35 protein-coding genes and 1 tRNA gene are annotated in these 26,979 nt (G+C 60.2%); 18 read left to right on the forward strand and 18 right to left on the reverse strand.

The window, feature by feature from the left end; all coding sequences use genetic code 11:
- Positions 1–71 precede the first annotated feature (71 nt).
- The 4 genes from QPK29_RS08295 to gpmA form a co-directional block, all read right to left on the reverse strand.
- A complete protein-coding gene (locus tag QPK29_RS08295) occupies positions 72–833 on the reverse strand; it encodes a HesA/MoeB/ThiF family protein (RefSeq protein ID WP_371771676.1) in 762 nt (253 codons plus the stop codon).
- Positions 830–2,323: a S41 family peptidase gene (locus QPK29_RS08300; protein ID WP_056134435.1), complete on the reverse strand. Its 1,494-nt coding sequence runs from the start codon at positions 2,321–2,323 to the stop codon at positions 830–832. Before QPK29_RS08300 ends, QPK29_RS08295 begins: the two co-directional genes overlap by 4 nt.
- Before the next feature lie 28 nt (positions 2,324–2,351).
- A complete protein-coding gene (locus tag QPK29_RS08305) occupies positions 2,352–3,764 on the reverse strand; it encodes a murein hydrolase activator EnvC family protein (protein ID WP_371771700.1) in 1,413 nt (470 codons plus the stop codon).
- Between the two features lie 69 nt (positions 3,765–3,833).
- Positions 3,834–4,580 carry a 2,3-diphosphoglycerate-dependent phosphoglycerate mutase gene (gene gpmA, locus QPK29_RS08310; protein ID WP_056134431.1) on the reverse strand — a complete coding sequence of 249 codons (747 nt, stop codon included), beginning with the start codon at positions 4,578–4,580 and terminating at the stop codon, positions 3,834–3,836.
- Positions 4,581–4,668: 88 nt separating this feature from the next.
- Here gpmA and QPK29_RS08315 point away from each other — a divergent pair, with 88 nt between their 5' ends.
- From QPK29_RS08315 to QPK29_RS08335, 5 genes are all read left to right on the forward strand, one after another.
- The gene (locus QPK29_RS08315) at positions 4,669–5,073 is read left to right on the forward strand and encodes a rhodanese-like domain-containing protein (protein WP_371771677.1); all 405 of its coding nucleotides are present in this window, start codon (positions 4,669–4,671) and stop codon (positions 5,071–5,073) included.
- A gap of 16 nt (positions 5,074–5,089) precedes the next feature.
- Positions 5,090–5,359: a glutaredoxin 3 gene (gene grxC, locus QPK29_RS08320; RefSeq protein WP_056134427.1), complete on the forward strand. Its 270-nt coding sequence runs from the start codon at positions 5,090–5,092 to the stop codon at positions 5,357–5,359.
- A gap of 136 nt (positions 5,360–5,495) precedes the next feature.
- On the forward strand, positions 5,496–5,969 hold the full coding sequence (gene secB, locus QPK29_RS08325) for a protein-export chaperone SecB (RefSeq protein ID WP_056134424.1): 474 nt from the start codon (positions 5,496–5,498) through the stop codon (positions 5,967–5,969).
- A 101-nt stretch (positions 5,970–6,070) separates the two neighbouring features.
- Positions 6,071–6,526: an SH3 domain-containing protein gene (locus tag QPK29_RS08330; protein ID WP_056134421.1), complete on the forward strand. Its 456-nt coding sequence runs from the start codon at positions 6,071–6,073 to the stop codon at positions 6,524–6,526.
- Between the two features lie 17 nt (positions 6,527–6,543).
- Positions 6,544–7,572 carry an NAD(P)H-dependent glycerol-3-phosphate dehydrogenase gene (locus tag QPK29_RS08335; protein WP_371771678.1) on the forward strand — a complete coding sequence of 343 codons (1,029 nt, stop codon included), beginning with the start codon at positions 6,544–6,546 and terminating at the stop codon, positions 7,570–7,572.
- A 20-nt stretch (positions 7,573–7,592) separates the two neighbouring features.
- Here QPK29_RS08335 and QPK29_RS08340 read toward each other — a convergent pair whose 3' ends face one another.
- From QPK29_RS08340 to mscL, 4 genes are read right to left on the reverse strand one after another with little or no spacing between them, the layout of a single operon-like run.
- Positions 7,593–7,964, reverse strand: a complete 372-nt coding sequence (locus QPK29_RS08340) for a cupin domain-containing protein (RefSeq protein WP_056134415.1) — start codon at positions 7,962–7,964, stop codon at positions 7,593–7,595.
- Between the two features lie 12 nt (positions 7,965–7,976).
- A complete protein-coding gene (locus QPK29_RS08345; RefSeq protein WP_371771679.1) occupies positions 7,977–8,663 on the reverse strand; it encodes a DUF2461 domain-containing protein in 687 nt (228 codons plus the stop codon).
- 26 nt (positions 8,664–8,689) lie between these two features.
- Entirely contained in the window at positions 8,690–9,826 is a 1,137-nt protein-coding gene (locus tag QPK29_RS08350; protein ID WP_056134408.1) for a Do family serine endopeptidase, read from the reverse strand.
- Between the two features lie 16 nt (positions 9,827–9,842).
- Positions 9,843–10,277, reverse strand: coding sequence for a large conductance mechanosensitive channel protein MscL (gene mscL, locus QPK29_RS08355; RefSeq protein WP_056134406.1), 435 nt, complete (start codon positions 10,275–10,277; stop codon positions 9,843–9,845).
- A 265-nt stretch (positions 10,278–10,542) separates the two neighbouring features.
- Here mscL and petA point away from each other — a divergent pair, with 265 nt between their 5' ends.
- From petA to QPK29_RS08390, 7 genes are all read left to right on the forward strand, one after another.
- Positions 10,543–11,157: a ubiquinol-cytochrome c reductase iron-sulfur subunit gene (gene petA / locus QPK29_RS08360; RefSeq protein WP_056134403.1), complete on the forward strand. Its 615-nt coding sequence runs from the start codon at positions 10,543–10,545 to the stop codon at positions 11,155–11,157.
- A 1-nt stretch (position 11,158) separates the two neighbouring features.
- Positions 11,159–12,574 (forward strand): cytochrome b, encoded by a 1,416-nt coding sequence (locus QPK29_RS08365; RefSeq protein WP_160406902.1) that lies wholly within the window; start codon positions 11,159–11,161, stop codon positions 12,572–12,574.
- A 29-nt stretch (positions 12,575–12,603) separates the two neighbouring features.
- Positions 12,604–13,365 carry a cytochrome c1 gene (locus QPK29_RS08370; RefSeq protein ID WP_056134813.1) on the forward strand — a complete coding sequence of 254 codons (762 nt, stop codon included), beginning with the start codon at positions 12,604–12,606 and terminating at the stop codon, positions 13,363–13,365.
- Positions 13,366–13,455: 90 nt separating this feature from the next.
- Entirely contained in the window at positions 13,456–14,067 is a 612-nt protein-coding gene (locus QPK29_RS08375) for a glutathione S-transferase N-terminal domain-containing protein (protein ID WP_036231132.1), read from the forward strand.
- A gap of 90 nt (positions 14,068–14,157) precedes the next feature.
- On the forward strand, positions 14,158–14,631 hold the full coding sequence (locus QPK29_RS08380; protein WP_056134398.1) for a ClpXP protease specificity-enhancing factor: 474 nt from the start codon (positions 14,158–14,160) through the stop codon (positions 14,629–14,631).
- Positions 14,632–14,652: 21 nt separating this feature from the next.
- Positions 14,653–14,728 (forward strand) — tRNA-Thr (locus tag QPK29_RS08385).
- 226 nt (positions 14,729–14,954) lie between these two features.
- Entirely contained in the window at positions 14,955–15,890 is a 936-nt protein-coding gene (locus tag QPK29_RS08390) for a DUF3800 domain-containing protein (RefSeq protein ID WP_371771680.1), read from the forward strand.
- Positions 15,891–17,106: 1,216 nt separating this feature from the next.
- Here the strand turns inward: QPK29_RS08390 and QPK29_RS08395 are convergent.
- The 7 genes from QPK29_RS08395 to QPK29_RS08425 form a co-directional block, all read right to left on the reverse strand.
- Entirely contained in the window at positions 17,107–18,219 is a 1,113-nt protein-coding gene (locus QPK29_RS08395; RefSeq protein ID WP_371771681.1) for an AAA family ATPase, read from the reverse strand.
- Positions 18,212–18,631 (reverse strand): DNA primase, encoded by a 420-nt coding sequence (locus QPK29_RS08400; protein WP_371771682.1) that lies wholly within the window; start codon positions 18,629–18,631, stop codon positions 18,212–18,214. Before QPK29_RS08400 ends, QPK29_RS08395 begins: the two co-directional genes overlap by 8 nt.
- Positions 18,621–18,875, reverse strand: coding sequence for a hypothetical protein (locus tag QPK29_RS08405; protein ID WP_371771683.1), 255 nt, complete (start codon positions 18,873–18,875; stop codon positions 18,621–18,623). Before QPK29_RS08405 ends, QPK29_RS08400 begins: the two co-directional genes overlap by 11 nt.
- The gene (locus QPK29_RS08410; RefSeq protein WP_371771684.1) at positions 18,872–19,216 is read right to left on the reverse strand and encodes a hypothetical protein; all 345 of its coding nucleotides are present in this window, start codon (positions 19,214–19,216) and stop codon (positions 18,872–18,874) included. The genes QPK29_RS08405 and QPK29_RS08410 overlap by 4 nt, the downstream gene beginning before the upstream one ends.
- Positions 19,213–19,419, reverse strand: a complete 207-nt coding sequence (locus QPK29_RS08415) for a hypothetical protein (protein ID WP_371771685.1) — start codon at positions 19,417–19,419, stop codon at positions 19,213–19,215. The genes QPK29_RS08410 and QPK29_RS08415 overlap by 4 nt, the downstream gene beginning before the upstream one ends.
- Positions 19,416–19,778 (reverse strand): hypothetical protein, encoded by a 363-nt coding sequence (locus QPK29_RS08420; RefSeq protein ID WP_400189748.1) that lies wholly within the window; start codon positions 19,776–19,778, stop codon positions 19,416–19,418. Before QPK29_RS08420 ends, QPK29_RS08415 begins: the two co-directional genes overlap by 4 nt.
- A 154-nt stretch (positions 19,779–19,932) precedes the next feature.
- Positions 19,933–20,079: an Arc family DNA-binding protein gene (locus QPK29_RS08425; protein ID WP_400189749.1), complete on the reverse strand. Its 147-nt coding sequence runs from the start codon at positions 20,077–20,079 to the stop codon at positions 19,933–19,935.
- A gap of 162 nt (positions 20,080–20,241) precedes the next feature.
- Between QPK29_RS08425 and QPK29_RS08430 the strand changes: the two genes are divergently transcribed.
- The 3 genes from QPK29_RS08430 (at position 20,242) to QPK29_RS08440 (ending at position 21,480) form a co-directional block, all read left to right on the forward strand.
- Entirely contained in the window at positions 20,242–20,433 is a 192-nt protein-coding gene (locus QPK29_RS08430) for a hypothetical protein (RefSeq protein WP_371771687.1), read from the forward strand.
- A 281-nt stretch (positions 20,434–20,714) separates the two neighbouring features.
- Complete coding sequence (locus QPK29_RS08435; protein WP_371771688.1) at positions 20,715–21,254, forward strand: hypothetical protein; 540 nt, start codon at positions 20,715–20,717, stop codon at positions 21,252–21,254.
- The gene (locus tag QPK29_RS08440) at positions 21,238–21,480 is read left to right on the forward strand and encodes a hypothetical protein (RefSeq protein ID WP_371771689.1); all 243 of its coding nucleotides are present in this window, start codon (positions 21,238–21,240) and stop codon (positions 21,478–21,480) included. The genes QPK29_RS08435 and QPK29_RS08440 overlap by 17 nt, the downstream gene beginning before the upstream one ends.
- 1,617 nt (positions 21,481–23,097) lie before the next feature.
- On the opposite strand, the gene QPK29_RS08445 is transcribed toward QPK29_RS08440, so the two are convergent.
- Positions 23,098–23,457 carry a hypothetical protein gene (locus QPK29_RS08445; RefSeq protein WP_371771690.1) on the reverse strand — a complete coding sequence of 120 codons (360 nt, stop codon included), beginning with the start codon at positions 23,455–23,457 and terminating at the stop codon, positions 23,098–23,100.
- Between the two features lie 277 nt (positions 23,458–23,734).
- Here QPK29_RS08445 and QPK29_RS08450 point away from each other — a divergent pair, with 277 nt between their 5' ends.
- Complete coding sequence (locus QPK29_RS08450; protein ID WP_371771691.1) at positions 23,735–24,307, forward strand: recombinase family protein; 573 nt, start codon at positions 23,735–23,737, stop codon at positions 24,305–24,307.
- 50 nt (positions 24,308–24,357) lie between these two features.
- Here the strand turns inward: QPK29_RS08450 and QPK29_RS08455 are convergent, their stop codons facing one another.
- The gene (locus tag QPK29_RS08455; RefSeq protein WP_400189750.1) at positions 24,358–24,612 is read right to left on the reverse strand and encodes a helix-turn-helix transcriptional regulator; all 255 of its coding nucleotides are present in this window, start codon (positions 24,610–24,612) and stop codon (positions 24,358–24,360) included.
- A gap of 105 nt (positions 24,613–24,717) precedes the next feature.
- Between QPK29_RS08455 and QPK29_RS08460 the strand changes: the two genes are divergently transcribed.
- Positions 24,718–25,941 carry a hypothetical protein gene (locus tag QPK29_RS08460; protein WP_371771693.1) on the forward strand — a complete coding sequence of 408 codons (1,224 nt, stop codon included), beginning with the start codon at positions 24,718–24,720 and terminating at the stop codon, positions 25,939–25,941.
- Positions 25,942–25,959: 18 nt separating this feature from the next.
- Positions 25,960–26,196: an excisionase gene (locus QPK29_RS08465; RefSeq protein WP_371771694.1), complete on the forward strand. Its 237-nt coding sequence runs from the start codon at positions 25,960–25,962 to the stop codon at positions 26,194–26,196.
- Positions 26,197–26,381: 185 nt separating this feature from the next.
- Here QPK29_RS08465 and QPK29_RS08470 read toward each other — a convergent pair whose 3' ends face one another.
- On the reverse strand, positions 26,382–26,825 hold the full coding sequence (locus QPK29_RS08470) for a GIY-YIG nuclease family protein (RefSeq protein WP_371771695.1): 444 nt from the start codon (positions 26,823–26,825) through the stop codon (positions 26,382–26,384).
- Between the last annotated feature and the right edge of the window lie 154 nt (positions 26,826–26,979).

Genomic DNA, 26,979 nt, shown 5'->3' on the forward strand with positions numbered 1-26,979 from the left:
CAACTCGTCAGGAAAATTGTCTAATTGTAAGATAGACGGCACAGAAAGACACCTTCTGCGTGCGCCGCGACTCATTCTACGCCGGGACGCCCCGCGCAAACGGGGCAGCACGGATTGCGCGCCACGCCGATCTCCGTCCATTCCATGGCGCGCGCATCCAGCATCTGCAGCCGGCCGGCCAGCGAACGGCCGCTTCCGGCCAGCAGCTTCAGCGCCTCCGCCGCCTGCATGGCGCCGATGATGCCGACCAGCGGCGCGAACACGCCCATCGTGCTGCATGCCACTTCCTCGAACTTGCCGTCCTCCGGGAACAGGCACGCATAGCAGGGCGAAGCGGGGTCGCGCACGTCGAAGACCGAGATCTGCCCGTCGAAACGGATCGCGGCGCCCGCGACGAGCGGGACGCCGGCGGCAACGCAGGCGCGATTGACGGCATGGCGGGTGGCGAAATTGTCGCTGCAGTCGAGTACGACATCGGAATCGCGCACGAGTTCCCCTAAACGTGCGGCATCGGCGCGTTCGCGCAAGGCGACGACCTCGACCTCGGGATTGATCTGGTGCAGGGCTTCGCGCCCGGACTCGACCTTGGGCTGGCCCACGCGGGCCGTCGTGTGCATCACCTGGCGCTGCAGATTCGTCAGGTCGACGGTGTCGTCGTCGACGAGCGTCAACCGGCCCACACCGCCCGCGGCGAGATACAGCGCGGCCGGCGAGCCGAGACCGCCGGCGCCGATCACGAGCACGCGCGCGGCCAGGAAGCGCGCCTGGCCTTCGATGCCGATCTCGTCCAGCAGGATATGGCGCGAATAGCGAAGCAGTTGCTGGTCGTTCATCGCTTCGGTGCAGACGGCTTGGCGTCGTCCTTGATCTCGGCCGGCTTCGGCTCCTGGCCCGGCAGCTTGGCCGGCGCGGGCTTGTCCTCGTCCGGATCGGCCTTGGCGAGCTGCACCTTCAAACCCTTGAAGTGATTCAGGGCTTGCGTGAGCTGGAAGTCATCCTTGCCGCCGAATTCGACCGGTTTCTCATTCTTCAGCGCGGCCATGGTGAACTGCTCTTCCTCGAGCTCGTCGCGGCGCTTCGCGTTCGCGCTCTTGCTGTCGGCCGCGTCGTTCGTCAGGTGGTGATCGAGGTCCGCTTCGCGCACGCGCACGGCGTTCAGGCCGTCGCCTTCCGGCGTCTCGTCGACCTTGAGGTCCGGCACGATGCCCAGCGCCTGGATCGAACGGCCTTTCGGCGTGAAGTAACGGGCCGTCGTCAGTTTCACGGCCGTGTCGGGCGTCAGCTGGCGCAGGGTCTGCACGGAACCCTTGCCGAACGTCTGGCTGCCCATCACGATGGCGCGTTTGTAGTCCTGCAGCGCGCCCGCGACGATTTCCGACGCCGAGGCCGAACCCGTGTTGACCAGCACCACCATCGGCACGGTCTTCAGCGCGGCCGGCAATTTCGCCAGCGGATCGGCGCCCGGCTTGACGGCATAGAATTCGCGCCGGCCGTAGAACGTGGCGTTCGACTCGGCCAGCTGGCCCTTTGTCGAGACGATCACGTCGTTCGCCGGCAGGAAGGCGGCGGAGACGCCGATCGCGCTCGGCAGCAGGCCGCCCGGGTCGTTGCGCAGGTCCAGCACGAGGCCCTTGATGTTCGGGTTGCGGGCGTACAGGTCCTTCAACTTGTCCGCGACGTCGTCGACGGTCTCTTCCTGGAACTGGTTGATGCGCAGCCAGGCATAGCCGGGCTCGATCATCTTCGCCTTGACGCTGGCCACCTTGATTTCCTCGCGCTCGACCGGCACGACCCACGGCGTGTCCGCGCCGCGGCGCGCGATGGTCAGCATCACCTTGCTGTGCGGCTCGCCGCGCATGCGCTTGATGGCATCGTCCAGCGACAGGCCTTTCACCGGCACGTTGTCGATGCGGGTGATCAAATCTCCGGCCTTGATGCCGGCACGGTAGGCGGGCGAATCCTCGATGGGCGAGACGATCTTGACGTAGCCGTCTTCCATCGCGACCTCGATGCCGAGGCCGACGAAGCGGCCCTGCACCTCTTCGCGCATCTCGGCGAAATCCTTCTGGTCCAGGTAGACGGAATGCGGATCCAGCGAATTCACCATGCCGGCGATGGCGTCCGACAGCAGCTTCTTGTCGTCGACCTTCTCGACGTAATCGCTTTTAATCAGGGCATACACATCGGCCAGCTGGCGCAGCTCGTCCAGCGGCAGGGGCGCATCGCCGCCCTTTTGTGCCAGCGCCGAATACTGGACCGAGACGGCCACCCCGGCCACCATACCGAGGCCGATCAGACCGAGGTTCTTGAGTTTCTTGCCCATGCTGTTCCCTGGATTGTGCTTCCGGAAATTAGAACCTGATCCAGCTCGAAGGATCGAACGCTTTTCCGAGATGCCTGAGCTCGAAGTATAGCCCCGATTCCTCGTTACCGCCGGTATTGCCGGCACTGGCGATGACGTCGCCCGGCTTGACCGCGTCGCCGGCCTGTTTCACCAAGGTCTGGTTGTTGCCGTAGATCGACAGGTACTCGCCGCCGTGGTTGATGATGATCAGGTTGCCGTAGCCGCGCATCCAGTTGGCGAACACGACACGCCCCGCCGCGATGGCGCGCACGTCGGTCCCTTCCGGGGCCTTGATGAACATGCCGCGCCACGTCGGACCGTCGCCGCGCTTGGCGCCGAAACGGGCCGCGATCTTGCCGGAGATCGGCGCCGGCAGGCGGCCGCGCAGGCTTTCGAATGCGCCGCTCGGCAGGTCGGCGGCCAGTGCCGTATCGGCCGAACGCTGCGGTGCTTCCGGTTTCGGTGCCGGTTCCTCGGCCACCCGCGTCTCTTCCGGTTCGGGTTTCGGCGGCGGCAACGGTTTGACGGGCTTGCCGGTCTTGGCCGCTTCCTTCGCGGCTTCGCGCGCCAGGCGTTCGCGTTCTTCACGCTGCGCCCTGGCCCGCGCCAGCGCACGTTGTTTCGCCTCGGCGGCCGCTTTCGCGCGCGCGGCGGCCAGTTCCTGCTGGCGCTTGCGCTCGGCCGCGGCGGCAATTTCCTGTTCGCGGATCAGGCGCGTCAGGCGGTCGACGAGGCCGCTCATGCGCTGCTCGTCCTGTTCCAGGCGGCTCGCCTGCTTGCGCTGGTCCGTCAGCTTGCTCGACAGGTTCGCCAGCAAGGCGGCCCGTTTGGCCTTTTCCTTTTCGAGCAGCGTCTTTTGCGACGTCTGCTCTTGTGCAATTTCTTCCAGCTCGTCCCTGGCGTTCTGCGTCTCGGCGTGGTTCGCCTCGACGGCCGCCAGGTTCGTGCGCAGGGAGTTCAGTAATTTCGCTTGCGCCTGCGAGACGTAGGCCATCATCTGCAGGTCGCGGTTGATCCGGTTCGGGTTATCGCCGGACAGCAGCAGCTTGATGCGGTCCTCGTTGCCGGCGATATAGTGCTCGCGCAACAGCTTCGCCAGCTGGCGCTTCTGGGCCGCGATGGTGTCGCCAAGTCTCGCCTCTTCGGTCGCGAGATCCTTCAGCCTGGTATTGGTCTCGGCCTGCTCGTCCGCGAGTTCGCGCAGCGAGCGGTTGGCGTCGGAAATCTTTTCTTCCGATTCCGCCAACTCGTCGGCCGCGTCTTCCTTTTCGCTCTCGGTGCGGCTGATGTCCTTCTTGAGCGCATTGAGCTTTTGCTGGATACCGGCGCGCGCCGCCTCGGCGGCGGCCTTCTCCTTGCTGCGCGTGGTCTGGCGCGGCGCCGCCTGCACGCTGCCGAAGGCGAACGCGCAGGCCAGCAGGCCGCATACCAGCTTGCCGCGGGCGGACAGGCCCGCGGACGTCGACTTCACGAAGGAAAAACGCAAGACTTACTTCGCCTTCCCTTGGTTGGCCACGGCGGCCATGGCGGCCGCGATCGCTGCCTGGTCGCCCAGGTAGTAGTGGCGGATCGGCTTCAGGTCCGCGTCCAGTTCATACACGAGCGGGGTGCCGTTCGGGATGTTCAGGCCGACGATGTCCGTGTCGCTGATGTTGTCCAGCATCTTGATGACGGCGCGCAGGCTGTTGCCGTGGGCCGAGATCAGGATCTGCTTGCCGGCGCGGATGGCCGGGGCGATTTCTTCGTCCCAGGCCGGCATCACGCGGGCGACGGTGTCCTTCAGGCATTCGGTCAGCGGGATCTGGGCCTTGTCGAGGCCGGCGTAGCGCGGGTCGTTGAAGGACGTGCGCGGATCGTCGGCTTCCAGTGCCGGCGGCGGGGTGTCGTAGCTGCGGCGCCATACGAGCACCTGCTCGTCGCCGAACTTGGCGGCGGTCTCGCCCTTGTCCAGGCCCTGCAGCGCGCCGTAGTGACGCTCGTTCAGGCGCCAGTCGTTCTTGACCGGCAGCCACATCATGTCCATCTCGTCCATCGCCAGCCACAGGGTGCGGATCGCACGTTTCAGGACCGAGGTGTACGCCAGGTCGAAGGTGAAGCCGGCTTCCTTCAGCAGGCGGCCGGCCAGCTTGGCTTCATTGACTCCTTTTTCGGTCAGGTCGACATCGGTCCAGCCGGTGAAACGGTTCTCGAGGTTCCAAGTGGACTCGCCGTGGCGCATGAATACGATTTTGTACATAGGTGCTTTATAGAAAAAAGTGAGCAGGAAATACCGATCCGACTTCTATTTTATAATGCGATGATTCAGTTCAACCAACGGAACCTTCGTGAAATTCATCATCGACCATTTCATCACTGTCGCGATCGCTCTTCTGTCGGGGGGCGCCCTGCTGTGGTTGTCGCTCGCGCCGCGTGGCCGCGTGGCCTCGCCGCTGCAGGCTACCCAGATGATCAACCGGGGTAAATCCACCGCCGTGATCGATGTCCGCAGCGCCGACGCATTTGCCGCAGGGCACCTGCGCGACGCGAAACACATTCCGCTGGCAGACTTGGGCAATCGTACCGGCGAGCTGGACAAGTCGAAAGTCAAGACCATCGTTGTCGTCGACCAGGACGGCAAACACGCCGGTAAAGCGGCGCGCCTGTTGAAAGCGGCAGGATTCGAAGATATCTATGGCCTGGAAGGCGGTATCGCGGCCTGGACGGCTGCCGGCCTGCCCCTGATCAAATAATTTGAAAGGAATTGCCATGACAGCCCATGTTGTCCTCTATCACACCGCCAGCTGTCCCTACTGCGTGCGTGCCGAGCGCCTGCTGGAAGCCAAGGGCGTGACCAACATTGAACGCATCCGTGTCGACCTTGATCCGGAACAGCGCGCCATCATGATGCAACGCACGGGGCGCCGTACGGTGCCGCAGATCTACGTGGGCGATACCCACGTGGGCGGCTTCGACGACCTGTACGCGCTCGACCAGGCAGGACGCCTGGATCCGCTGCTGAACGGCAGCGCAGCCTGACCCGTGGGCTTGGCAGGGCCCCGGCTAACTATTGAAACCGAATTGGTTTTGATACAATTGCCGGCGCCTTGACAAGTCAAGCACCTCGAATGGCAGGATGTTGCCATTCTTTTTAAAAATTACACGAAAGCGTTCCATGGCTGACGAAAACCTGCAACCCGTATTCCAAATCCAGCGTATTTACCTGAAGGATCTGTCGCTGGAACAACCGAATTCCCCGGCGATCTTCCTGGAGCAGGAAGCCCCGACCATCGAGGTCGCGCTGGACGTCGGCGCCGAAGGCATTGCCGATGGCATCTACGAATCGACCGTCACCATCACCGTGACCGCCAAGGTCAAGGACAAAGTGGCCTTCCTGGCCGAAGGCAAGCAGGCAGGTATCTTCGAAGCCCGTAACATCCCGGCCGAGCAGATGGATCCGCTGCTGGGCATCGGTTGCCCGAACATCATCTATCCGTACCTGCGTGCGAACATCGCCGACGTGATCACCCGTGCCGGTTTCCCGCCGGTCCACCTGGCCGAGATCAACTTCGAAGTGTTCTACCAGCAGCGCCGCCAGGCGCTGGCCGAGCAGGCTGCCGCAGCAGGCACGCCGGCTGGTAACCAGTAATATCCCGGGCGTCCCGCTTCGCCCGTCCCGGGCGGGGCCGGACGCCTTGTTTCTTTGACGCGCACGCCGACGCCCGGCATGCACCGTCTTCAAAGGCCCACATGCGCCCCATCCGCTTCCGCCACCGACTCATTGCAGGCAGCCTGCTGCTGCTGGCATCGTGCGCGGCCGCCGCGTTCGATTTCAAGACGGTCGGCGCGCATGCCGTGATCCTGTACGACGCCCCGTCCACCCGCAGCGGCAAGCTGTACGTCGCGCCCAGCGGCATGCCGGTCGAGGTCGTACTCAGCTACGGCGACTGGGTCAAGGTCAGAGACGCCACCGGCGACATGGCCTGGACCGAAGCAAAGAACCTGTCGGCCAAGCGCAACGTCATCGTGCGCGTCGCGTCCGCCAAGGTGCGCTCGGCGCCCGACGAGAATGCGCCCGTCGTGATGACGGCCGAAAAGAACGTCCTGCTCGAGCTCGTCGATCCGGAAGCCGGCAACTGGGTGCGCGTGCGCCACCGCGACGGCACCAGCGGCTACGTCAAGGCGTCCGACATCTGGGGCATCTAGCCCGTCTATCGATACCCATGCACGAACCGAAACCACCCCAAAAGATCACCGTCCTCGGTGCCGGCGCCTGGGGCACGGCGGTGGCGATCGCGCTCGCCGCGCGCCACGACGTCCTGCTGTGGGGACGCAATCCCGCGCAGATGACGCAAGCCGCCAGCGCGCGCGAAAACACCGAATACCTGCCCGGCTTCCCGTTCCCGGACGGCCTGGACGTCACGGCCGATTTCGATGCCGCCGTCGCGCATGTCGCGCATGGCGCCGGCGAGGCGCCGCTGCTGATCGCCGCCTGCCCGGTGGCCGGCCTGCGCCCGCTGCTGCAGCAACTGAAGGGCCGCGCGATTCCGAACATCGTCTGGCTGTGCAAGGGCTTCGAATACGAAACCGGCCTGCTGCCGCACCAGGTCGTGCGCGCCGTGCTGGGCGATACCGTGCCGGCCGCTGCGCTGTCCGGCCCGTCGTTCGCGCAGGAAGTGGCGCGCGGCCTGCCGTGCGCGCTGACGGTCGCCTCGACCGACAAGGCATTGCGCGAGCGCGTCGTTGCACTCGTCCATGGCGGCAATATGCGCGTGTATTCCTGCGATGACATGGTTGGCGTGGAAGTGGGCGGCGCCGTCAAGAACATCCTCGCCATCGCCACCGGCACGGCCGACGGCCTCGGCCTGGGCCTGAATGCGCGCGCCGCGCTGATCACGCGCGGCCTCGCGGAAATCACCCGCCTCGGCACGGCGCTGGGCGGCCATGCAGCCACCTTCATGGGCCTGACGGGGATGGGCGACCTGATCCTGACGTGCACGGGCGACCTGTCGCGCAACCGCCGCGTGGGCCTGGCACTGGCCCAGGGCAAGCCGCTCGACACGATCGTCCGGGAACTCGGCCACGTGGCAGAAGGCGTGCCCTGCGCCAAGGCCGTGCGCGAGCTGGCGGCCAGGCTGGGCGTCGACATGCCGATCACCAATGCGGTGGCCGGCGTGCTGTTCGATGGCGATTCCGCCAGCGACATGGTGGCCAGGCTGCTGGCGCGGGATCCGCGCGACGAACTGGCCTGATCCTGGCTTATTGCGCAGGACTACGGTGCCGGCGTGCTCCGCGTCGGCCCACCCGCGTTATCGCCCGGATGCAGCAGGATGGTCAGCAACGCGACCGCATCCTGGTTGGCGTGGACCGCATGCGGTTCGCCGCCGGCGAGATAAACCATCTCGTTCGGGCGCAGGATCGTCGTGCGGCCGTGGGCCTGGAACGCGATCTCGCCTTCCAGGCACAGCAAGGTCATCTCGCCTTCGACCCAATGTTCCGGCAGCGGTTTTTCCTTCGGTATCACGAGCCGGATCAATTCCATGCGATCCGTCTTGATCAGTGCGATCGAGGTGAAATTCGCGATATCGTCTTCGCCCCGCTGGAGTGCGATCCGCTCACCCGAGACTGCGTGGTGCAACGCCATGTGTGACTCCCTTTACTCTTCGAATGTCTGCGGCACCCCGCGCAGCCAGGTGACAAGCGCGGTGGCGTCCTTGAACCCCTGCGCGAGCTGCGGCACGAGCTTGTCCGGGGCGTTGATGTCCAGCTTCTCTTCCTTCCAGACGAAATAGCTCTTCAGCTTCAGGTATTCGACCAGCGGATGGTTCGGATCGAATCCCTTCGGCGGGCGTTGCAGCTTGTCTTCCGGCTGCAGGTCGCCATACGCTTCGCGCAGATGTTTATTCTTCAACATTTTGGCGAAACCTGTCGCATCGTTGACGACGTGCTCGCGAATCGCCTTCAGGCGCGCCGCCGGCGGCAGGTATTCGCCCGCACCGTACAGCAGCGTGCCGTCCGCTTCAATGTGGAAGTAATAGGTCGGTCCGCCGCCTTCGCTGGGCCGGCGCTTGTTGCCGGGTGCGATGCCGGCCGAGAAATGCGTTTTGTACGGCGTCTTGTCGTGCGAAAAGCGCGTATCGCGCTGGAAGCGGAACATCGCCTTCTTCGGGTCGCAGGCGACGACCTGCTTGTCGAACCGGCCGATCTCCCTGATCAGTTCCGTCAGCACTTCCAGGAATTCGACCCGCAGGATGTCGTAGCGGGGCTTGTTCATGATGAACCAGGGCCGGGTGTTGTTCTCTTTGAGTTCGGTAAGGAATTGCGTCAGGTCGCGCAGGTGCATAAGGGGTCCAAAATGAGTCCAAATATTCAGGGCGTCTGGCGCGGACGGCGGCCGACGGTCACGGCGATGGTCGTCTCGCGGTTCTTGCGCATGACCGTCATCTGCGCCTTGCCGCCGGGCGGCAGGTCGGCGATGAGGTTCATCATGTCATTGGTGCTGCCGACTTTCTTGCCTTCCACGGCCAGCAGGATATCGCCCGGGCGCATGCCGGCGCGGTCGGCCGGTCCGCCGCGCACGACGCCGGCGATGATGGCGCCGCGGTCGCGCGGGAGGCCGAAGCTGTCGGCCAGTTCGGGCGTGATGTCCTGCGATTCGACGCCGATCCAGCCACGCACGACCTGGCCATGCTTGATGATGGAATCGAGCACGGTCTTCGCCGTCGACACGGGAATCGCGAAGCCGATGCCGACCGAACCGCCCGTCTGCGAATAAATGGCCGAGTTGATGCCCAGCAGGTTGCCGCGCGTATCGACGAGCGCGCCGCCCGAGTTGCCGAAGTTGATGGCGGCATCCGTCTGGATGAAGTTCTCGAAGTGGTTGATGTGCAGGTTGTTGCGGCCCAGCGCCGAGATGATGCCGAGGGTAACGGTCTGGCCCACGCCGAACGGATTGCCGATCGCGAGCACGACGTCGCCCACGCGCGCCTGCTCGGGGTCGCCCAGCACGATCACGGGCAATTTATCCGCTTTGATGCGGATGACGGCGAGGTCTGTTTCCGGATCGGTCCCGACGATGCTGGCGGCCGCCTTGCGCCCGTCGGCCAGGCCGACCTCGATCTCGTCGGCGCCTTCCACCACGTGGTAATTGGTCAGGATATAGCCGTTGCCGCTGACGATCACGCCGGAGCCCAGGCTGGCCATCTGTTCCTGCGGCGGCATCTTGTCGCCGAAAAACCGTTTGAAAAATGGATCCTTCAGCAGCGGATGCGTTTCGCGCAACGCCTTGCTGGTGAGAATGTTGACGACGGCCGGCATCGCGCGGCCGGCCGCGTCGCGGTAGCTGGCCGGCGCCGGACCGCCGCCGGGCGCCTGCAGCACGGGCACCACCCCGCCGACCTGGGTCGGCGCGCGCCCCGTCCACGCCGGCCGCAGCGCCGCGATCACGATATAGATGCCGAGGGCGATCGTGACGGTTTGCGCGAACAGCAGCCAGTAGCGGCGCATCGGGGAACTCCTGTGTTCAGCGTTTCAGCGAATCGCGGATTTCACGGAGCAGCACGACCTCTTCCGATACTGCTACCGCCGCGGCCGCCTCTTTCTCTTCTTCCGCTTTGGTGAACGGCGCACGCATGCGGTTCATCAGGCGCACCATCTGGAAGATGACGAAGGCCAGGATCACGAAGTTCAGCAGGATCGTGAAGAAATTACCGTAGGCGAGCACGGCGCCGGCCTTCTTGGCCTCGGCCAGCGGCAGGCCGTACGCCTGGCCGTTGAGCGGGATGTAGTAGCTGGCGAAATCGAGGCCGCCGAACAGCTTGCCGATCGGGGGCATGATGACGTCCTGCACGAGCGAATCGACGATGCGTCCGAACGCACCGCCGATGATCACGCCGACCGCCAGGTCGACGACGTTACCCTTCATCGCAAATTTCTTGAACTCTTCCAGCATAGCCATCACGGACCTCCCTTGTGTTTTTTAAAACCTTGTCAGGTTCACAGCGATGATACAGGAAACGTGGGGCAATCCGGTCCAGGGAGATATCCATGTGGTCAAGCGGTCCAAGTCAAAAACGGGCGTTTTGGGATGCCGCCTGACACGGCAAACGTTTTTTCTTTAATTTGCAAAACTGTTCACCTATAATCGACTGTTGCAAAAAAGCCTTTTACTGGTTTGCAACGTATTGCATTGCAACATTTCGCATTTGACGAATGGAGTTGGTATGAGTAATGAGAAGCAGGTCGATTCAGGCCGGCGAGGCTTGCTCGTGGCTACATGCGCGGCGGGTGGCGTTGTCGGTGTTTCAACGGCCGGGGTGCTGGTCAGTACGTTGCAGCCCTCGGAACGAGCGAAGGCGGCCGGTGCTCCGGTCGAAGCGGATATTTCCGATGTTAAACCGGGTGAACTGAAAGTCGTGGAATGGCGCGGCAAGCCCGTGTGGATCCTCCGCCGCACTCCCGAAATGTTGGCCAGTTTGCCGAAGAACGACAACCTCGTTGCCGATCCGAATTCCGATAAACCCTATCAAATGCCGGTGCCGGCATACGCGAAGAACGAATTCCGCGCCTACGACAAGCACAAGGAAGTGCTCGTCGTCGTCGGCATCTGCTCCCACCTGGGCTGCTCGCCCTCCGCCCGCTTTACCGAAGGTCCCCAGCCGAACCTGCCGGACGACTGGCACGGCGGCTTCCTCTGCCCCTGCCACGGTTCCACATTCGACCTGTCGGGCCGCGTCTTCAAGAACAAGCCGGCCCCTGCCAACCTCGATGTTCCTCCGTACATGTACCTGTCCGACAACAAGATCTTGATCGGCAAAGACGAGAAAGGCGAGGCATAAGATGGGCGCAGCGTTCAAGGACACCAAACTCCCGGCCGACGCGCCGAAAAGCCACAAGGCCCTCGCCTGGGTCGACGACCGCTTCCCGCTGTCCAAGCTGTGGAACGACCAGTGGGGCCGCTACTATGCCCCGAAGAACTTCAACATCTGGTACCTGTTCGGCTCGCTGGCCATGCTGGTGCTCGTGCTGCAGATCGTCACCGGCATCTTCCTGACCATGCATTACAAGCCGGACGCCAACCTCGCGTTCGGTTCCGTCGAATACATCATGCGCGAAGTCCCGTGGGGCTGGCTCGTGCGCTACATGCACTCGACCGGCGCATCGGCTTTCTTCATCGTCGTCTACCTGCACATGACCCGCGGCCTGCTGTACGGCTCGTACCGCAAGCCGCGCGAGCTGATCTGGTTGTTCGGCTTCGCGATCTTCCTGTGCCTGATGGCCGAGGCGTTCTTCGGCTACCTGCTGCCGTGGGGCCAGATGTCGTACTGGGGCGCCCAGGTGATCGTGAACCTGTTCAGCGCCATCCCGTTCATCGGCCCGGACCTGTCGCTGTGGATCCGCGGCGACTACGTCGTGTCGGACGCCACGCTGAACCGCTTCTTCGCCTTCCACGTGATCGCGATCCCGCTGGTGCTGCTGGGCCTCGTCGCCGCCCACCTGATCGCGCTGCACGAAGTGGGTTCGAACAACCCGGACGGCATCGAGGTCAAGGAAAACCTGGGCCCGGACGGCCACGGCGTCGACACGATCCCCTCGCACCCGTACTACACGACGAAGGACCTGTTCGGCGTGTCGGCCTTCCTGCTGATCTACAGCGCCGTCGTGTTCTTCGCGCCTGAGATGGGCGGCTACTTCCTGGAATACAACAACTTCCTGCCCGCCGACTCGCTCAAGACCCCGCCGCACATTGCGCCGACCTGGTACTTCACGCCGTTCTACTCGGTGCTGCGCGCGACGACGTCCGACTTCATGTGGGTCGTGATGGCCGGCATTGCCGCGTACGTCGTGTTCATCTGGCTGCGTTCGCGCCTGTCGTACAAGACCAAGGTCGCGATCACCGTCGTCGCCATCCTGGCCGAGATCGGCATGCTGCCGCAAGTGCTGGATGCGAAATTCTGGGGCGTCGTGCTGTTCGGCTCGGCCGTCGTGATCCTGGCCCTGCTGCCGTGGCTGGACCATTCGCCGGTGAAATCGATCCGCTACCGCCCGAGCTGGCACAAATACGTGTACGCGGTGTTCTTCGTCGCGTTCCTGACGCTCGGCTACCTCGGCACCCAGCTGCCGACCCCGGCCTACACGCTGCTCGCCCAGGCCTGCACGCTGCTGTACTTTAGCTTCTTCCTCCTGATGCCGTGGTGGAGCGCAATGGGCCGGTTCAAGCCGGTACCGAAGCGTGTCACGTTCACCCCGCATTGATTCCGGAAACTAGCCAAAGGACAACCATGATGTTTTTCTCGAAAAAACTGCTCGCGGTCCTGGCCCTGCTGCCGGGATTCGTGTTCGCGAACGAAGGGACGGTCGCGCTCGACCGGGCGCCGGAACGCACCGACATGGCGTCGCTGCAAAACGGCGCCAAGCTGTTCGTCAACTACTGCCTGAACTGCCATTCCGCATCGTCGATGCGCTACAATCGTCTGCGCGATCTGGGTTTGAGCGAAGACCAGATCAAGAACAACCTGCTGTTCTCGGGCGAGAAGGTGGGCGACCTGATGACGATTGCGATGCGTCCTGCGGATGCGAAATCCTGGTTCGGCGCCGTGCCGCCGGACCTGTCGGTGATCACGCGCGCGCGCGCCTCGAGCGCTGGGTCCGGCCCCGACTACATCTACACGTACCTGCGCACTTTCTACAAGGACGACGCCCGTCCGACCGGCTGGAACAACCTGGTCGTGCCGAACGTCGCCATGCCGCACGTGCTGTGGCAATTGCAGGGTGTGCGCACGGTCAAGATGGTCGAGGAACCGGATCCGCACGAGCCGGGCAAGACCGTGCACCGCTTCGCCGGCTTCGAGCAGGTGACCCCGGGCACCCTGAGTCAGCAGGAATTCGATACGCAGGTGGCCGACCTGGTCGGATTCATGGACTGGATGGCCGAACCGGCGCGCGATTTTCGCAAGCGCCTGGGCGCGATCGTCGTGATTTTCCTCGCATTATTCGCTTTCCTTGCCTGGTCGTTGAATGCTTCTTATTGGAAAGACGTAAAGTGAGTTGATTGCCCGGTTATAATGCGGGCAATGTCTATTCGGGGTGAGCCGCCTGGCGCTTCACCCCTTTGTTTCTTGAAGGAACTATAAACCATGATGGTTCTCTACTCCGGCACCACGTGCCCGTTCTCCCAGCGCTGCCGTCTGGTCCTGTTCGAAAAGGGCATGGACTTCGAAGTGCGCGACGTGGATTTGTTCAACAAGCCCGAGGACATCTCGACGATGAATCCGTACGGCCAGGTGCCGATCCTGGTCGAGCGCGAACTGATTCTGTACGAATCGAACATCATCAACGAATACATCGACGAGCGCTTCCCGCATCCGCAGCTGATGCCGGCCGATCCGCTCATGCGCGCCCGTGCCCGCCTGATGCTGTTCAACTTCGAGAAGGAACTGTTCGTCCACGTCAACACGCTCGAAAACGAGCGCAACAAGGTGGGCGACAAGAGCCACGACAAGGCGCGCGCCGAAATCCGCGACCGCCTGACGACGCTGGCTCCGCTGTTCCTGAAGAACAAGTACATGCTGGGCGACGAGTTCTCGATGCTGGACGTGGCCATCGCGCCGCTGCTGTGGCGCCTGGATCACTACGGCATCGAACTGTCGAAGACCGCGGCACCGCTGATGAAGTATGCCGAGCGCATCTTCTCGCGTCCGGCCTACATCGAAGCCCTGACCCCGTCCGAAAAGGTGATGCGCCGTTAAAGCGCCACCTCTGTTGCACGCCAGTTTACGCCGCCGCAGGCGAATCGAAGTACACTGGCGTGTAACATCTCGCATCATTCCGATCACACCATGCCCGACATCTCCACCAAGCCGTACCTGCTGCGTGCCATTTACGAATGGTGTACGGACAGCGGCTACACGCCTTACCTGGCCGTCAAGGTCGACGCCACCACCACGGTTCCGATGGAATACGTGAAAAAGGGTGAGATCATCCTGAACATCAGCTACGGCGCGACCTCCGGGCTGAAAATGGACAACGACGCGATCACCTTCCGTGCGCGCTTCAACGGCGTCTCGCGCGAGCTGTATATCCCGGTCCACAACGTACTGGCCATCTACGCCAACGAAAACGGCCAGGGCATGGCCTTCGACGTGTCGACGACGGCCGCCGACCTGCCCCCGCCCGCACCGGAACCGGTAGCCGCCCCGGCTCCCGGCCTGGCTGCCGTCCCGGCCAAGACGTCCGAGGTGTCGCATGTACCCGACGACGATGACGAACCACCCAAAAAAGGTGGACGCCCCACGTTGACCCGGATCAAATAAGGGTATAATTCTGGCCACATTGCCGGCTTAGCTCATCAGGTAGAGCAGTTGATTTGTAATCATCAGGTGGCGGGTTCGAGTCCTGCAGCCGGCACCAATAGAATCAAGCACTTAGCCCAGCCATTGCGGTTGGGCTTTTTGCTTTCTGAGTCCATGTAACCGCTATGTAACCCGCATGGCCGAGTCACAACGTCACCAGATGGCCACATACTCGACAGGTTGGAAGTAGCGGACAGCTCAGACCGTTACTTGCCTAAGGAAAAAAGCAGTTAAAATCCTTGATCGACAACAAGGCTTGTCTACTCTCTAACCGGTGAATGTAAATGGATCGTCGACAATTTTCTCTCTTTGACCCCGAAGTAACTGTCGATTTAGAAGTTGCAATCGTGCCGGAGATTGCTCCAAAGCCGGTGGTTGTTCCCGAGTCGCCTGTGGAACTAGTCACGCCAAAAATGCTTGACGTGCCCGTCGAGACACCTGCTCCCAAATTCAGCAAATTCATCGTGTATGTCGATGAGAGCGGTGATCACGGCATGCAAACCATTGATGCAAAGTTTCCCGTCTTCGTTCTCGCATTCTGCATCTTCCATAAGATGCATTACACACGTAAGGTAGTGGCAGCCGTCGAGGACTTGAAATTTAAACACTTCGGCCATGACCACATCGTGCTACACGAGCGTGACATAAGAAAAGAAACAGGCGACTTTAAGACGTTTCAGACCAAGGCAGAAAAACATCAGTTCATATCCGAGCTAACCGACGTCATCCAGCAAAGCAACTTTATCCTTGTCAGTTGCGTGATCGACAAGGTAAGGCTTCGGGCTAAGCAAGCGTTGCCTGACAACCCTTACCACTTAGCTCTTGGTTTCTGCATAGAAACGCTTTATGAATTTCTGTGCGAAAAGGGGCAAGAGAAATTGCTGACGCACGTGGTCGTCGAGCGGCGCGGTGATCAAGAAGACAACGACCTCGAGCTCGAGTTCAGAAGGATATGCGACGGGGACAACAAATGGCGCATCCGATTGCCGTTCGAGATCATCTTCGCAGATAAGCGCGTCAACTCATCAGGCCTGCAGCTTGCCGACCTTGTAGCTCGACCAATTGGCATGAGCTTCGTACGCACTGGACAAGAAAACAGAGCTTTTGAAGTACTGAAGCAGAAGTTTTACTGTAGCGGAGGAAGGGCTAACGTTGGAGTTGGCTACCAAGACATGGGGCTAAAGATCTTTCCTGCCCCAGAAAGCGAAAAGCCCCGATGAAACTCACCGAGGCCAATGACGCCGACCGGGACCCCCCGATCCATTTACATTAGTATATCCTAAGTTTTTTAGATGCGCTATCGGCACACGTTGAGGTTGCGTAAAAATTTGCTGCCTCGCAGCAATCTCACGCTAGTTTTCTCGTTGCAAAACTCGCCGTATCTCCTCCACTGGCCAGCTCAACCTTCCATTGATCCGAACCGGACGGATCGGCCCCTGCTCCGTCGACGCCCACACTCGCATCGTCTGCGCTTTACGGCCCAGGTGGTACGCGGCGCTCGCCGTGTCCACGTGCGTGCGTTGCTCGAGATCCAGCGGCACAAAGGCAGGCATGGGCTGAGTGGTGGTCTGTATGGGTGTGTCGGCTGACTGTGACATGGGTTCGGCTCCCGAAATGAACGTGGAGCACATACTGCCAAATCGTAGACTCCTCCGGGACCGAAAACGGCGCGGCCGGCCAAGTTTTTGCATTTTCAGCGCAAAAAGATGAGTCGCTTACTCGGTGAGCCGGCAGGCGTCACTGACAGGCAGTGCGCCGGAGCGTCCTCCGTTAAACGCTGCTCGACACACACTGCGGCGATACCTGGAGAATCGCGCGGATAGCTGCAACAGGCCATGCCAAGCGCCCATTGACCCGAATCGGTCGCACCGGGCCCGTCTCGGTAGACGCCCAAGTCCTCAGAGTCTGAGCCTTTCGCCCAAGGTGATATGCCGCGCATGCTGTGTCTATGTGGCTCCGCATTTCGCTTTCTAACGCCACGAACGTCGGCCTGATCGAGCCCTTCCCACCTCTTTTAATGTCGCCCATAGTGTCAACCTCGCAATGGAACAAGATGTGCCAATGGTGCCAAGTTCGGTTGGGCGTGGTTGCAAAATGATCTCCTGAAATCACCCTGCCCGGCTACTTTTCGGCGGCGCGAAGTGGTTAGGTACAACCGTCCAGCTAACCACAAAAAACCTGTTAGGTGCAACGTGTCACCTAACCACAATCCGACGTGGTTAGGTGACAGGTCAAAGGGGGGTCTCAACCTGACACCTAATGGCAGGGTAGGGGCATTTTTGCCTCGGACTCATGCGTGAGCAAAATCTGCAGCAGCACTACCCCACTTTCGCGCATCTCGCCGATCTCTAAAGCGCGTCCCGAAACTCGCCTCAGCGCCGACCAAAATATGCGAACATCGCCACGAAGACCGCCACTTTTCCCGAAGACCGCCACTTAATTTGTGTGGCGGTCTTCGGCGTTTTTGGCGGTCTTCGGGAGATGCCACTCCCAGCCGACCTTCATGCCGGCCTTGATCGCCTCAATGCCCAGGTCACGCTTGGCCCTTTCTATCGTCCGCCACGAGTAGCCTGCGCCCAACGCGTCAGCTTTGATCTGCTTAGTCGGTACGGGTCCGTCGGTGAGGAGGCCACGGAGGAACTGCTCGGCATCTTGTTGCTCCTCGCCGGCATCATCCTCGACATACTCGACCGATCCGAGGATTTCGCGCGCTGTCCCTTCAATCGTTCCATCCCAAACAGCGTGCGTCGCCTCAATCCCCCCGCCCAAAGTGACGGCCTCGATCGAATACGCAACGCCACCATCGTCCAAGGCGATGTTTGACTTTGCCCGCGCCAGCACGCGGCGTCCGCTCCCCTCCTCCTTGGCCGCGACCAGGACCATACGCGCGAGAGCACCGAACGCTTGCGAACCAATGACCCGATCCTGTGGCGCGCGTCCAGCGCCGCCCTTGGCAAAGTGCGTGATGCCGATGACAGCGCAGCCGTGCGCGTCCGCGAAGTCCACCACAGCCTGCAAGCTTCGGCGCACGTCATTTGCCCTGTGCATGTCGCCGGCCACGGCTGACACGATCGGATCGATAAGCAGCAGGCTGACGCCGCCTATCACCTGGGCCGCACGATGCAGTTCTACGATGTCCTGCGACGGGTCGAACGGCACACTTTGACCATTCTGAGCGATGCCCTCGATGAAGTGGCAACGCCCGAGATTGGCGCCAGACGCAAGCAGTCGTGGAACCAAAGTATCGTCGGCGACGTCTTCGCTGGACCAGATCAGGACATTGCCCGTCGTCCTGCTGGGCACGCCGTCCGGCCAACGGCCGCCGTTAGTGATGACGGCCGCGAGCGCAAGCGCCAGAGTAGTCTTACCCGTGCCAGCGGCGCCGGCTAGGATGGTCAGTTTGCCTGCTGGGAGCCAGCCAGGCCATAGCCAGGTGATAGGCTGCGGCTTGATGTCGGCACCGCAACGAATCTTTACGACTCGCACTCGATCCGGCATCCCGTCCAGCGCCGCGGCCCCACGAAAGACGCTATCCCAGCCGTCACGCATGTGTCACCTCCACGCCATGTTGGAACCGCTTGGCAGCGGTCAGCAGCCGTTCTCTCGCGTCCGTCGTCAGCGCATCACCCTTTGCCAAGGTAGTCGCATACTGGCAAAGGATCAGAGCTTCAAAGGACAGGCAGCGCAAAACGTCAGCCGCATTGAAGGGTCGGCGCTCCCGCTTGACGACATCCCCGCCAATCCGCTCGGGGAACAGGTCCTCGAATGCCAAACCGACCGCATCCAAAATGCTCTGCACCTCGCAGCCGGCAAAGCAATGAAGCAGCACGCGGCCATCGTCCAGCTCACGGACGGACAGGCTTGGGCCTCTGTCGTCATGAGCTGGGCAGCGGCATACCCAGCGCCCGTTGCCGGTCTTGCGCACGAGATCCAGCCGTGCCAGGAGAGCATCAGAACTCATGATTGACCCCACTCTTGCAATCGCTGGTTGCGCGCGCAATCTCCCACTGACGCCGGATGATGTTCGCGTTCTGGACATCGCCGGCATCCTCATAGCGCTTAACCATGGCCGCATAGTCGGCATCGGTCAGGCTTGTCTCACGGCGGGCGCGAACGCGTCTGGCGCCACCGTGGGACACAGCATCCATGCGGGTTTCAGCGGGTTTCGGGCGGGCGTCGGCGCCGGCCGATACGGGCTTTTTCATCGTGCACCTTCTTGGCTGCTGGTGGGCACAAGGGTCAGAGTCGCGCGCTGCCGCGAGAACCGCTTCTGCAAGTGCCTCGCGTAGCTGACAAGCCGATCCTGGCCGTTGTCGTTCATCGCGTGGTACGTCGCGGACAAAGCGTCCTCGCGCGGCGTCCGGATAGTGGGGGAGCTGGCCTGCACCTGGGTCAGCACTTGCTGGGCACTCAGCAGCAGGCCAAACAGCGCCGTGCTGCTGTCGTTCGCGCTGGCTTCACCGATGTCGCGCAGTAGCTTCGCGACGTCGATACCGGCGATGCGGTCCGTTCCCGTCGTGGCAGGAATAGTAGAAAGCATGCTCATGCCGACTCCTTCGCTTCTGGGCACGCCGCAGCGCGAGGTTTAGCGGTCGATTTGGCTGGCGAGCCGCCGTGGACCAGCCGCAGGATCGGGCGGCGAGACCTGTTTGCGCGCTCGTATTCGCCGCGGAGCACAACCATGACGTAGCGCCGACTTTCGGCATCGATTGCAGCGAACATCTGCGCCATTTGCTCGAGCTGGCTCATGCTCGGCCCTCCTTGCTCGCGCGAGTATCATGCGGCAAGTGGATCACTGGTCCCATCATTGCTCCGGCTAGCAATCCATATTCGATCTCAGCGCCGGCCAACAATTTGGTTCGGCCGGGCTCTTGGATCAGATCGATGACACGAAGGATGTCCTGAATGCCGCACTCGTATCGATACCCATCGGGAGCCAGGACGAGGGCATACAGGCGCCCGCCTCCCAGGCCAATGTTTGTACTGACGAGAGCGAACGGCGGCTGGGGCCCGACCTCAGGGCGATACCAGTAGGGCCTTGGTGATGCTTTTTTTGCCTCGGACGGTGTTGCACCGCAGTGATTTGTGTTAACCTTCGTTTCGTGCATGTGTTCCTCCTTGAAATGGGTGCACGTGTCCAACGCGGCTAGAACGTCTCGTCCACGTTCCGGCTACGGCCTCCAGGTTTCCGCCTGGCGCGGTCATGAAGAAATCCGAAGGGTCAGCCTGCCAGCTGGCCCTTTCGTCTTTCTGAATCTGTCATCAAGCCATCCCTGCTTGCCTTTCGTTTTGTTCTTTGGCGCGCGCCACCATGTTCACGATTTCCGCGCTCACGCTGCGATGGTTTTCTTTGGCGTACGCCTTGATCCATTCTTTAAGCTCAGGGGGCAGACGCACAGGAGTCGGCATGGGGGTAGTCGCCATTGTTCTCACCGGAAGTTTTGGGGATGAGTCAAATAGTGACTCACTTTGACTACTGAGTCAATAAATGACTCATTGCGTGAGCCAAAAAAGACTCATATGCTCCCTGGCATGACGCGCCCGCCTCCTGTCACTCCGTACCCCCTGCGTATGTCCGATGCGTTGCGGGATCGCCTTGCCGCCCAAGCCAAAGAGCGGGGGCATAGCCTCCATGCCGAGATCATCGCAATCCTCGAAGGGGCGACCGGTCTTGCTCCGATCATCCCAGGCACCGAAGTAAAGACCTTGGCCGAAGAAATCGCCGAGATCGTCGCGGCCAAGCTGCGCGACGCATCGACCTGATCCTGCACTAAGTTGGCAGCGTTGCCGAGTTTGATCAAGCGCAACGTTGCACTCTGATCGCCATCAAATAATGCGGCAATGTTCGTCATTAACTAGCATGGCGCTCGCCCTGCTAAGTTACGCGGAATATGTGCCTAGTCGTAACGAACAGAGCCCAGTCATGGAGGCGCGTAGCATAGCCTCCGGCAAACGGATTAGCTGCTTACTCAGCCAAACGGATGCCGAGGTCCCGCCGCAAAGAAGTCAACGCAGCGACGTTTGCAGCTATAGGAACTTGGCCTATGACACAGAGAGTGTTTTGGACCGATGCCGAGGTCGAAATACTTCGTTTGGCATATGCGGACCACAGCAATGATGACATCGCCCGAGTTTTGGATATCCCGCGATCGCGGGTTTTGACCAAGGCAAAATCCATTGGCCTGCGTAAGTCCGAAACATATCTCGCGGCTCTCCGTGGCAACTGGCCAAACCGAACGGCTGCATACGGGAGCTATCGGATCGATCATTACGGTTTTTTGCAACGCAAAATCAGCTATGAAAAGGGTCACCAGAGCAGGCGCTGGCGTAGCGTGCACCTAATGGTGTGGATCGAGGCAAACGGGCCGATCCTACCAGATTACATACTGGTGTTTAAGCCGGGGATGCACACCAACGTGCTCGAAGAAATCACACTTGATCGCCTCGAATGCATCACCAAGAAAGAACAGCTATCACGCTATACATGCAACAATTACCCACCAGAACTGAGAACGATCATTAGATTGCGCGGCGAGCTAACGAAACAAATCAACCGGAGGACTAAAGATGGCGAGGAACATTGATGATTTACGCGAGCTGCTTTTCGACACCATCCAAGGCGTGAAAGACGGAAAGGTAGAGATCGAGCGCGCCAAGGTGATTAGTGAACTTTCCCAAGTCGTGGTCAATTCTGCGCGCGCCGAGGTCGAGTACACGAAATTAACCGGCTACAAGGGCACATTCCTGGAGAAGCCGGCCGAGCTACCGAAAGGCATCATCGCGGTCCACCAGCACAGGCTGCAAGGATAGGCGGTGACTCGCTCTGTACGATAAGGCAGCTATTCCACTGAGGTCGATACCTCATCCCCGTATTCCCACATGAGGTAGACGCGCGCGGCCGGCGCCACGCAACCAGTCGACATAGAAGCACTCATCGAAGCCTGGGCGCCTAAGTTGGCGACCAGACTGCGCGAGTCCTGGACCTGAGCGGAGCAGTCGATAACAGTACAACGTTGCACGATTATCCAGATAACCTGGCATGCAGCGCTCAAAATTGAGCGTTGCATGTTTGCCGGATGACTGCGGAAGAGACGGGCTGAAAATTCAGCCGGTTGGAGGTGGGCTGACTTTTCAGCCTATCGAATAGCCCAAGGGTTGGATTTTAAATCTGACCTTCCGTCGATCAGCCGCCGCGATTTTGCGGTGGCCGTCGACCACCACACTTTTGTGGCGGTCGAGCCGGTCTGCACAGTTTTGTGCAGACGCCCTTGGTTGATGCAAATTGCATCGGCTGAACTGGTCAGCTTAATTTTGAGCCGAACCCATTAGAAAACGACCGGTTACCGGCGCAATTCAGGCAAAACCTTGGGAATTTCACCTGCAGACGTAAGCGCGTGCAACGTCAAGAAGCGCCTCTCGAAATCCTGATCGCTTTCGATCGGAAGCTGAGGGCCTTTGTAGATGCCCGCCCAGCATAGTACTGCGTCGTTCGCGATTGTGTACTCGCGGGCTAAGCGCGGCGGACCCAAGTAGCGTTGGTTCGTAAGAGATACAGCACCGCCACTTGATGCCAGCCAATGCAAAGTCTCCAGATCCTTCTTAACGGATGGCTTCCCTCGCGGCGAGAACTTGAGTTCGATTGCCCCAATGATCTCCTTTGTGTGGCACACGATAATATCCGGGGAACGTCGCGTCCCGGTGCTGGGACACGAAAAACAGGGCTCGACAAAAATCGATCGCCTCACGTCATCGTTTTTAAATTCGGCGAGCAGGTTCGTGCAGAAGTAGTGCTGCAGACTACGCTCGGAGTTAATGAGACGCTCCGAGTACGCACTCTCGACGGTCTTGTGCCAAGCGCTAACGATCTGGCGACGGAGTATGTATCGCTTTTGCATTGTAAATCTAATTGTGGACACCACGGACGATAGGTGGCCGAAGGGAAGGTGAGTCAACGCATAGTGCAAGAGGAAAATTGCACATGAGCAAGTAACGCCGTTTTTCTTCTAGTTGTCCAGTCATGGATTTGTGCAGTCGATGAGGGATTTCTTGCAGCCTTAACATGGCCATCGTCACAGCCTCGACCAAGTTTGTTCAGATTCTCGACAAGTGCCGCTTCGGCGCCGTCATGCTCATCCTGCGATGGTCATCGCCGGCGCGCTCATGGCCCTGCCATATTTACCCGAAACACTGTCATAAGCGATGCCTGTTTTCATTCGCAAGCAGCATTCGTTCTCGTGGCCGGGGCGCCGGCCCCGATTCGACAAGCTGATAGAACCGGCGTCGCCGACGCCTGACGCAAACCTGCGCCGTCGGTAAGATGATCCCCAAGGCTGTCTTCAAGTTCATCCGGGCCGACGATGACGGCTGTCGATTCCACAATAACCAAGATCAGGCCTGCGCCAAAAAGAATATTCAGCCGTCGACGGGCTAAACTTCGACACCAACCAGTGTGCTGTTAGCCAAGTAGTCGAACTTACGATGCAAGGTGTTCAGAAGCTCCTCGCCAGGTGCAGGATTTCCCTTCCCAGCAGCCTCCAGAGCGTCCTTGAGCTTGGCCAGAAGCTCGTGCTTTTGCTCGGACGTGAACACTACGAAGCCATTAGTTTCGCGAGAGCTATAGTCTTTTGGTGGAAACTTGTTATCGTCGCGGATGACCTCAAAACCAAGGTGCAGGCCAGCAGTCACTTTCTCTTTCAACTCTTCCGTGATGAACTCTATTGCCTCAGCAGGAGTATTAGCTTCGACTTCTTGACGAATTAATACGTCATACACAATTGGAACCGCCATTTTCAATCCATTCACAATATGCCCACAACCGGTGTCCGGGGCATTGACGACCCAATGTTGCCTTAAGTCAACGCGGCCGTCAATCTAAGGGGACTTGCTGCTCACAGCATGTGGCAGAGCTGTGTTCCCATCAAATTTTAAGGTGTCAAAAAACGAACGATTTCTAACATCAACACAAATCAACGTTCTCATCTGTTAGAAACATAGGGATTGCACTTTCCAACAGTTCAGTATATTCTGACACCGTTTTCTAACACTTAGAACGACGGAGAGCAGGATGGCAACCTTCGCATACGGTAGAGTTAGCACCACCGAACAGACCACCGAGAACCAGCGCCGGGAGATCGAGGCCGCCGGCTATCAGGTCGATTACTGGTTTGCGGATGAGGGCGTGTCCGGCAAGGTGTCTGCGCTGCAGCGGCCGCAGTTCGCCAAGATGCTCGGCCAAATCCGCGACGGCGAAACCCTAGTGGTGACGAAGCTGGACCGCCTGGGCCGTGATGCGCAGGATGTCGGCGCCACGATCAAGATGCTCGCCGCGCGCCGCATTGAGGTCATTGTCTTGCAGTTGGGCAAGCTCGACTTGACTAGCACCGCCGGCAAGTTGATGTTGACCATGCTGGCGGCCGTGGCCGAGATGGAACGCGATCTACTGGTGGAGCGCACGCAGGCCGGCTTGGCTCGGGCGAAGGCTGAGGGCAAGACCTTGGGCCGCCCGTCCAAGACGAACGACGAGCAGCGGCGCCAGATCGCGGCCGACTATGCGGCCGGCGTCTCGGTTAGCGAACTGGCTCGACGTTTCGCGGTATCGCGCGCCAACATCCTCGGCATCGTGAAGCCATCCGCGTGATCTGGTGTGACGTGGCGTGACATGCAAAAGTCCGGGGCAACCCGGCTTTGCTATTTCTCCTGCAGACTTTCGGCCCACTGGATCACTTCGCGGGCCTTGTATAGCGGCAGGCCGGTTCCGTTCGCCGTGCGGATGCGGATCGGCTTTGGAAAGCTCGAGAGCGGAAGGATCTTGTCCCGAACTGTGCTGTACGAGTACTTCAAGTAGGCCGCGATGTGCTCGGTGTCCCAGAGGTCGACTTCGATTGGAATCGATCGCTCCGTCAGCTTCTGCAAGATCGCCTTGAGGATTTCCTGATCTGTCATCATCGCCTCCTACATTCAACGGGTCAAGGTCAACGGCCGACGCACCGATATGATGGGCTATGATTGCCTTCAGATCTATCTACCAAGGATGCTCGGGAGCGGACAATGGAACAGAAGTTCGAGCGTGACATGCTGTATCGAGAGGTCTGGGCTACTCCGATCAGCACCCTCGCGAAAAAATATGGCATATCGGACAATGGGCTGAGGAAGATCTGCGTTGCCTTGGAAGTCCCGCTTCCAATACGCGGTCACTGGGCAAGGATCGCTGCAGGCCACAAGATCCCTACGCCCACCTTGCCGGCGACTTCAGGACGAACTCATTTCGTTTGCCGGGGCGCTAACACGGATGGAAGCGCCGCGTACCCATGGAAAGATGAAAAGCTGCAGAGCCAGCTTTTACTAGAGGCAGACCCGCAGAATGCTATTGTAGTCCCTGCAGAATTGGAGAAGCCGCATCATTTGGTAGTAGCAGCTGCAAAGGCTGTGCGCGCTGAACGTGATAAGTTGGTTCGGTCTCGGGAAAGAGCGACCCGCCCGCGTAAGCCGAATGAGCCATGGCGGTTCGATATGTCACCCGCGAACTGGCATGAGTACGAGCGGCACGGACATATTGAATTAAGCGAAGACGTTCTGCCGCTTCGCGTATCTCTCGAAGCTACCGATCGCGCTTTGCGTATATGGGACGCGATCCTCAAGGCGTGTGAAAGTCGGGGACTTCAAGTTTCTGTCGAGCCCCGTTTGATGCAGGTCAGCGATGGTACTCATCATGTCGGCCTTCGACTATCGGAAAAATTTGACCGGATCACACGCCCAACCTCGTGGGGTGGGCAGGAGACTGTTAAGAGCCGGCCAACTGGACGATTACGGATTTTTGTCGTCGGCTCTTATGAAACCAAGATCGAGGACCGTCCTGAACATCTAATAGAACTGCAGCTGAACGACGTTTTGCAGCGTATCTACCGCGGGCTGGCTGCGAGGCGAGCTTGGGATAAAGCTTTCGAAAAAAAACAGCGCGAAAAAGCGGAGGCTGCAAAGGCGCGTGAACAGGCTCTTGCCGCTGAAGCCGAAGCAACTCGTTTGCGCGAGGAGGAGCTTCGTCAGCAGCAGGCCGCGCAAGCTGCGGCGGCCGAACGCGAGCGTCTTCTGATAGCCGAGGCCGCCTCTTGGCGCGATGCGGAAACAATCCGTGCCTATGCTACGCACCTCAAAGCTACTGCAGCGGTCGAGAGCGCTCCCACGCCGACACTTACAGCCTGGCTAGCCTGGGCCGATACCGTCGCCGACAAACTCGATCCAACGTCCAAGCGCTTGCTCGGCACTGAACCTTAAACGATAGATTGGACAGACATGCTGCGCTATCTGACCATCCGCAAGTTCGCCGCCGAGTCCGGCTATACCGAAGACGCAATCCGTTCCAAGATCCACGCCGGGATTTGGATGCAGGACAAGGTATGGAAGAAGGCGCCGGACGGGCGCATCTTGGTCGATGTCGAGGGATATCACGAATGGGTCGAGAGCGGCGGTGCGCTCAAGCTGCGGTTGAAGGGGCCGGCACATGGCAGCAGTCCTCCGCCCTTGGTTTGAAGCTGGGACGCGCCTTTTAGGGACCTGCATTTTTCCGCACTCGCACGCGCCCGCGTAATGCGCGATGCCGGCGGATTTCCTCCCTCGCGTGCCCGCGCATATGGTGCGAAATTTCCGCCCTCGTGCGCGTGCCTTCGATGCGACATTAATTCCGCTCTCACGCGTAATGGTCTCGAACACTCCTACTACCATGGCAAGCCATCGATAGGGCTGGCCGGAGTGAAGGGGCCGTATATGCTACGGAGGTCGTCTTCAAAAGCCCGACAGATTCGACCTTCACCGAGCAGATAGAGGCCAAATGTAACTGGCTGCCCCTTCCACTCCCCGAGCAGATATTCCATCCACTCACAAGCACGCTTCGCATCCCCCCGAAACCATTCAGAAACAGTTTCGTCATGAAAAGAGATGCGCGGCTCAAACTCTCGATGAAGAGCTGCTTCTACCTGAGACAGTTTCCCATGAGAGGCCGGGATGAAGTAGGCAGCTTGAAGGTCAACCCCTGGGTCGCCAGTGCGAAGCTTTTTCACCCGATCCATGGGATTTCCATTCGTCCGGCCTATTTTGTAACGATTATAGTCGGATGAAGTCATGATTACATATATCCAACCTCCGTCTAACTCAATAGTCATAGTTTGCTTCCAACGCTGTCAATCCTTGGCAATCTAGCATAGATGCTAACAATTGAAACGGTTTTAAGAAATTGCCTCTAGGGAGCCGCTGAACAATTCACTTTCGCGCGCGAAAGTCGACCAGATCGCTGGCTGGGTTTCCCAGCATGTCGAG

The organism is Massilia orientalis (assembly GCF_030411975.2).
In the GTDB taxonomy this organism is placed as follows: domain Bacteria; phylum Pseudomonadota; class Gammaproteobacteria; order Burkholderiales; family Burkholderiaceae_D; genus Telluria; species Telluria orientalis.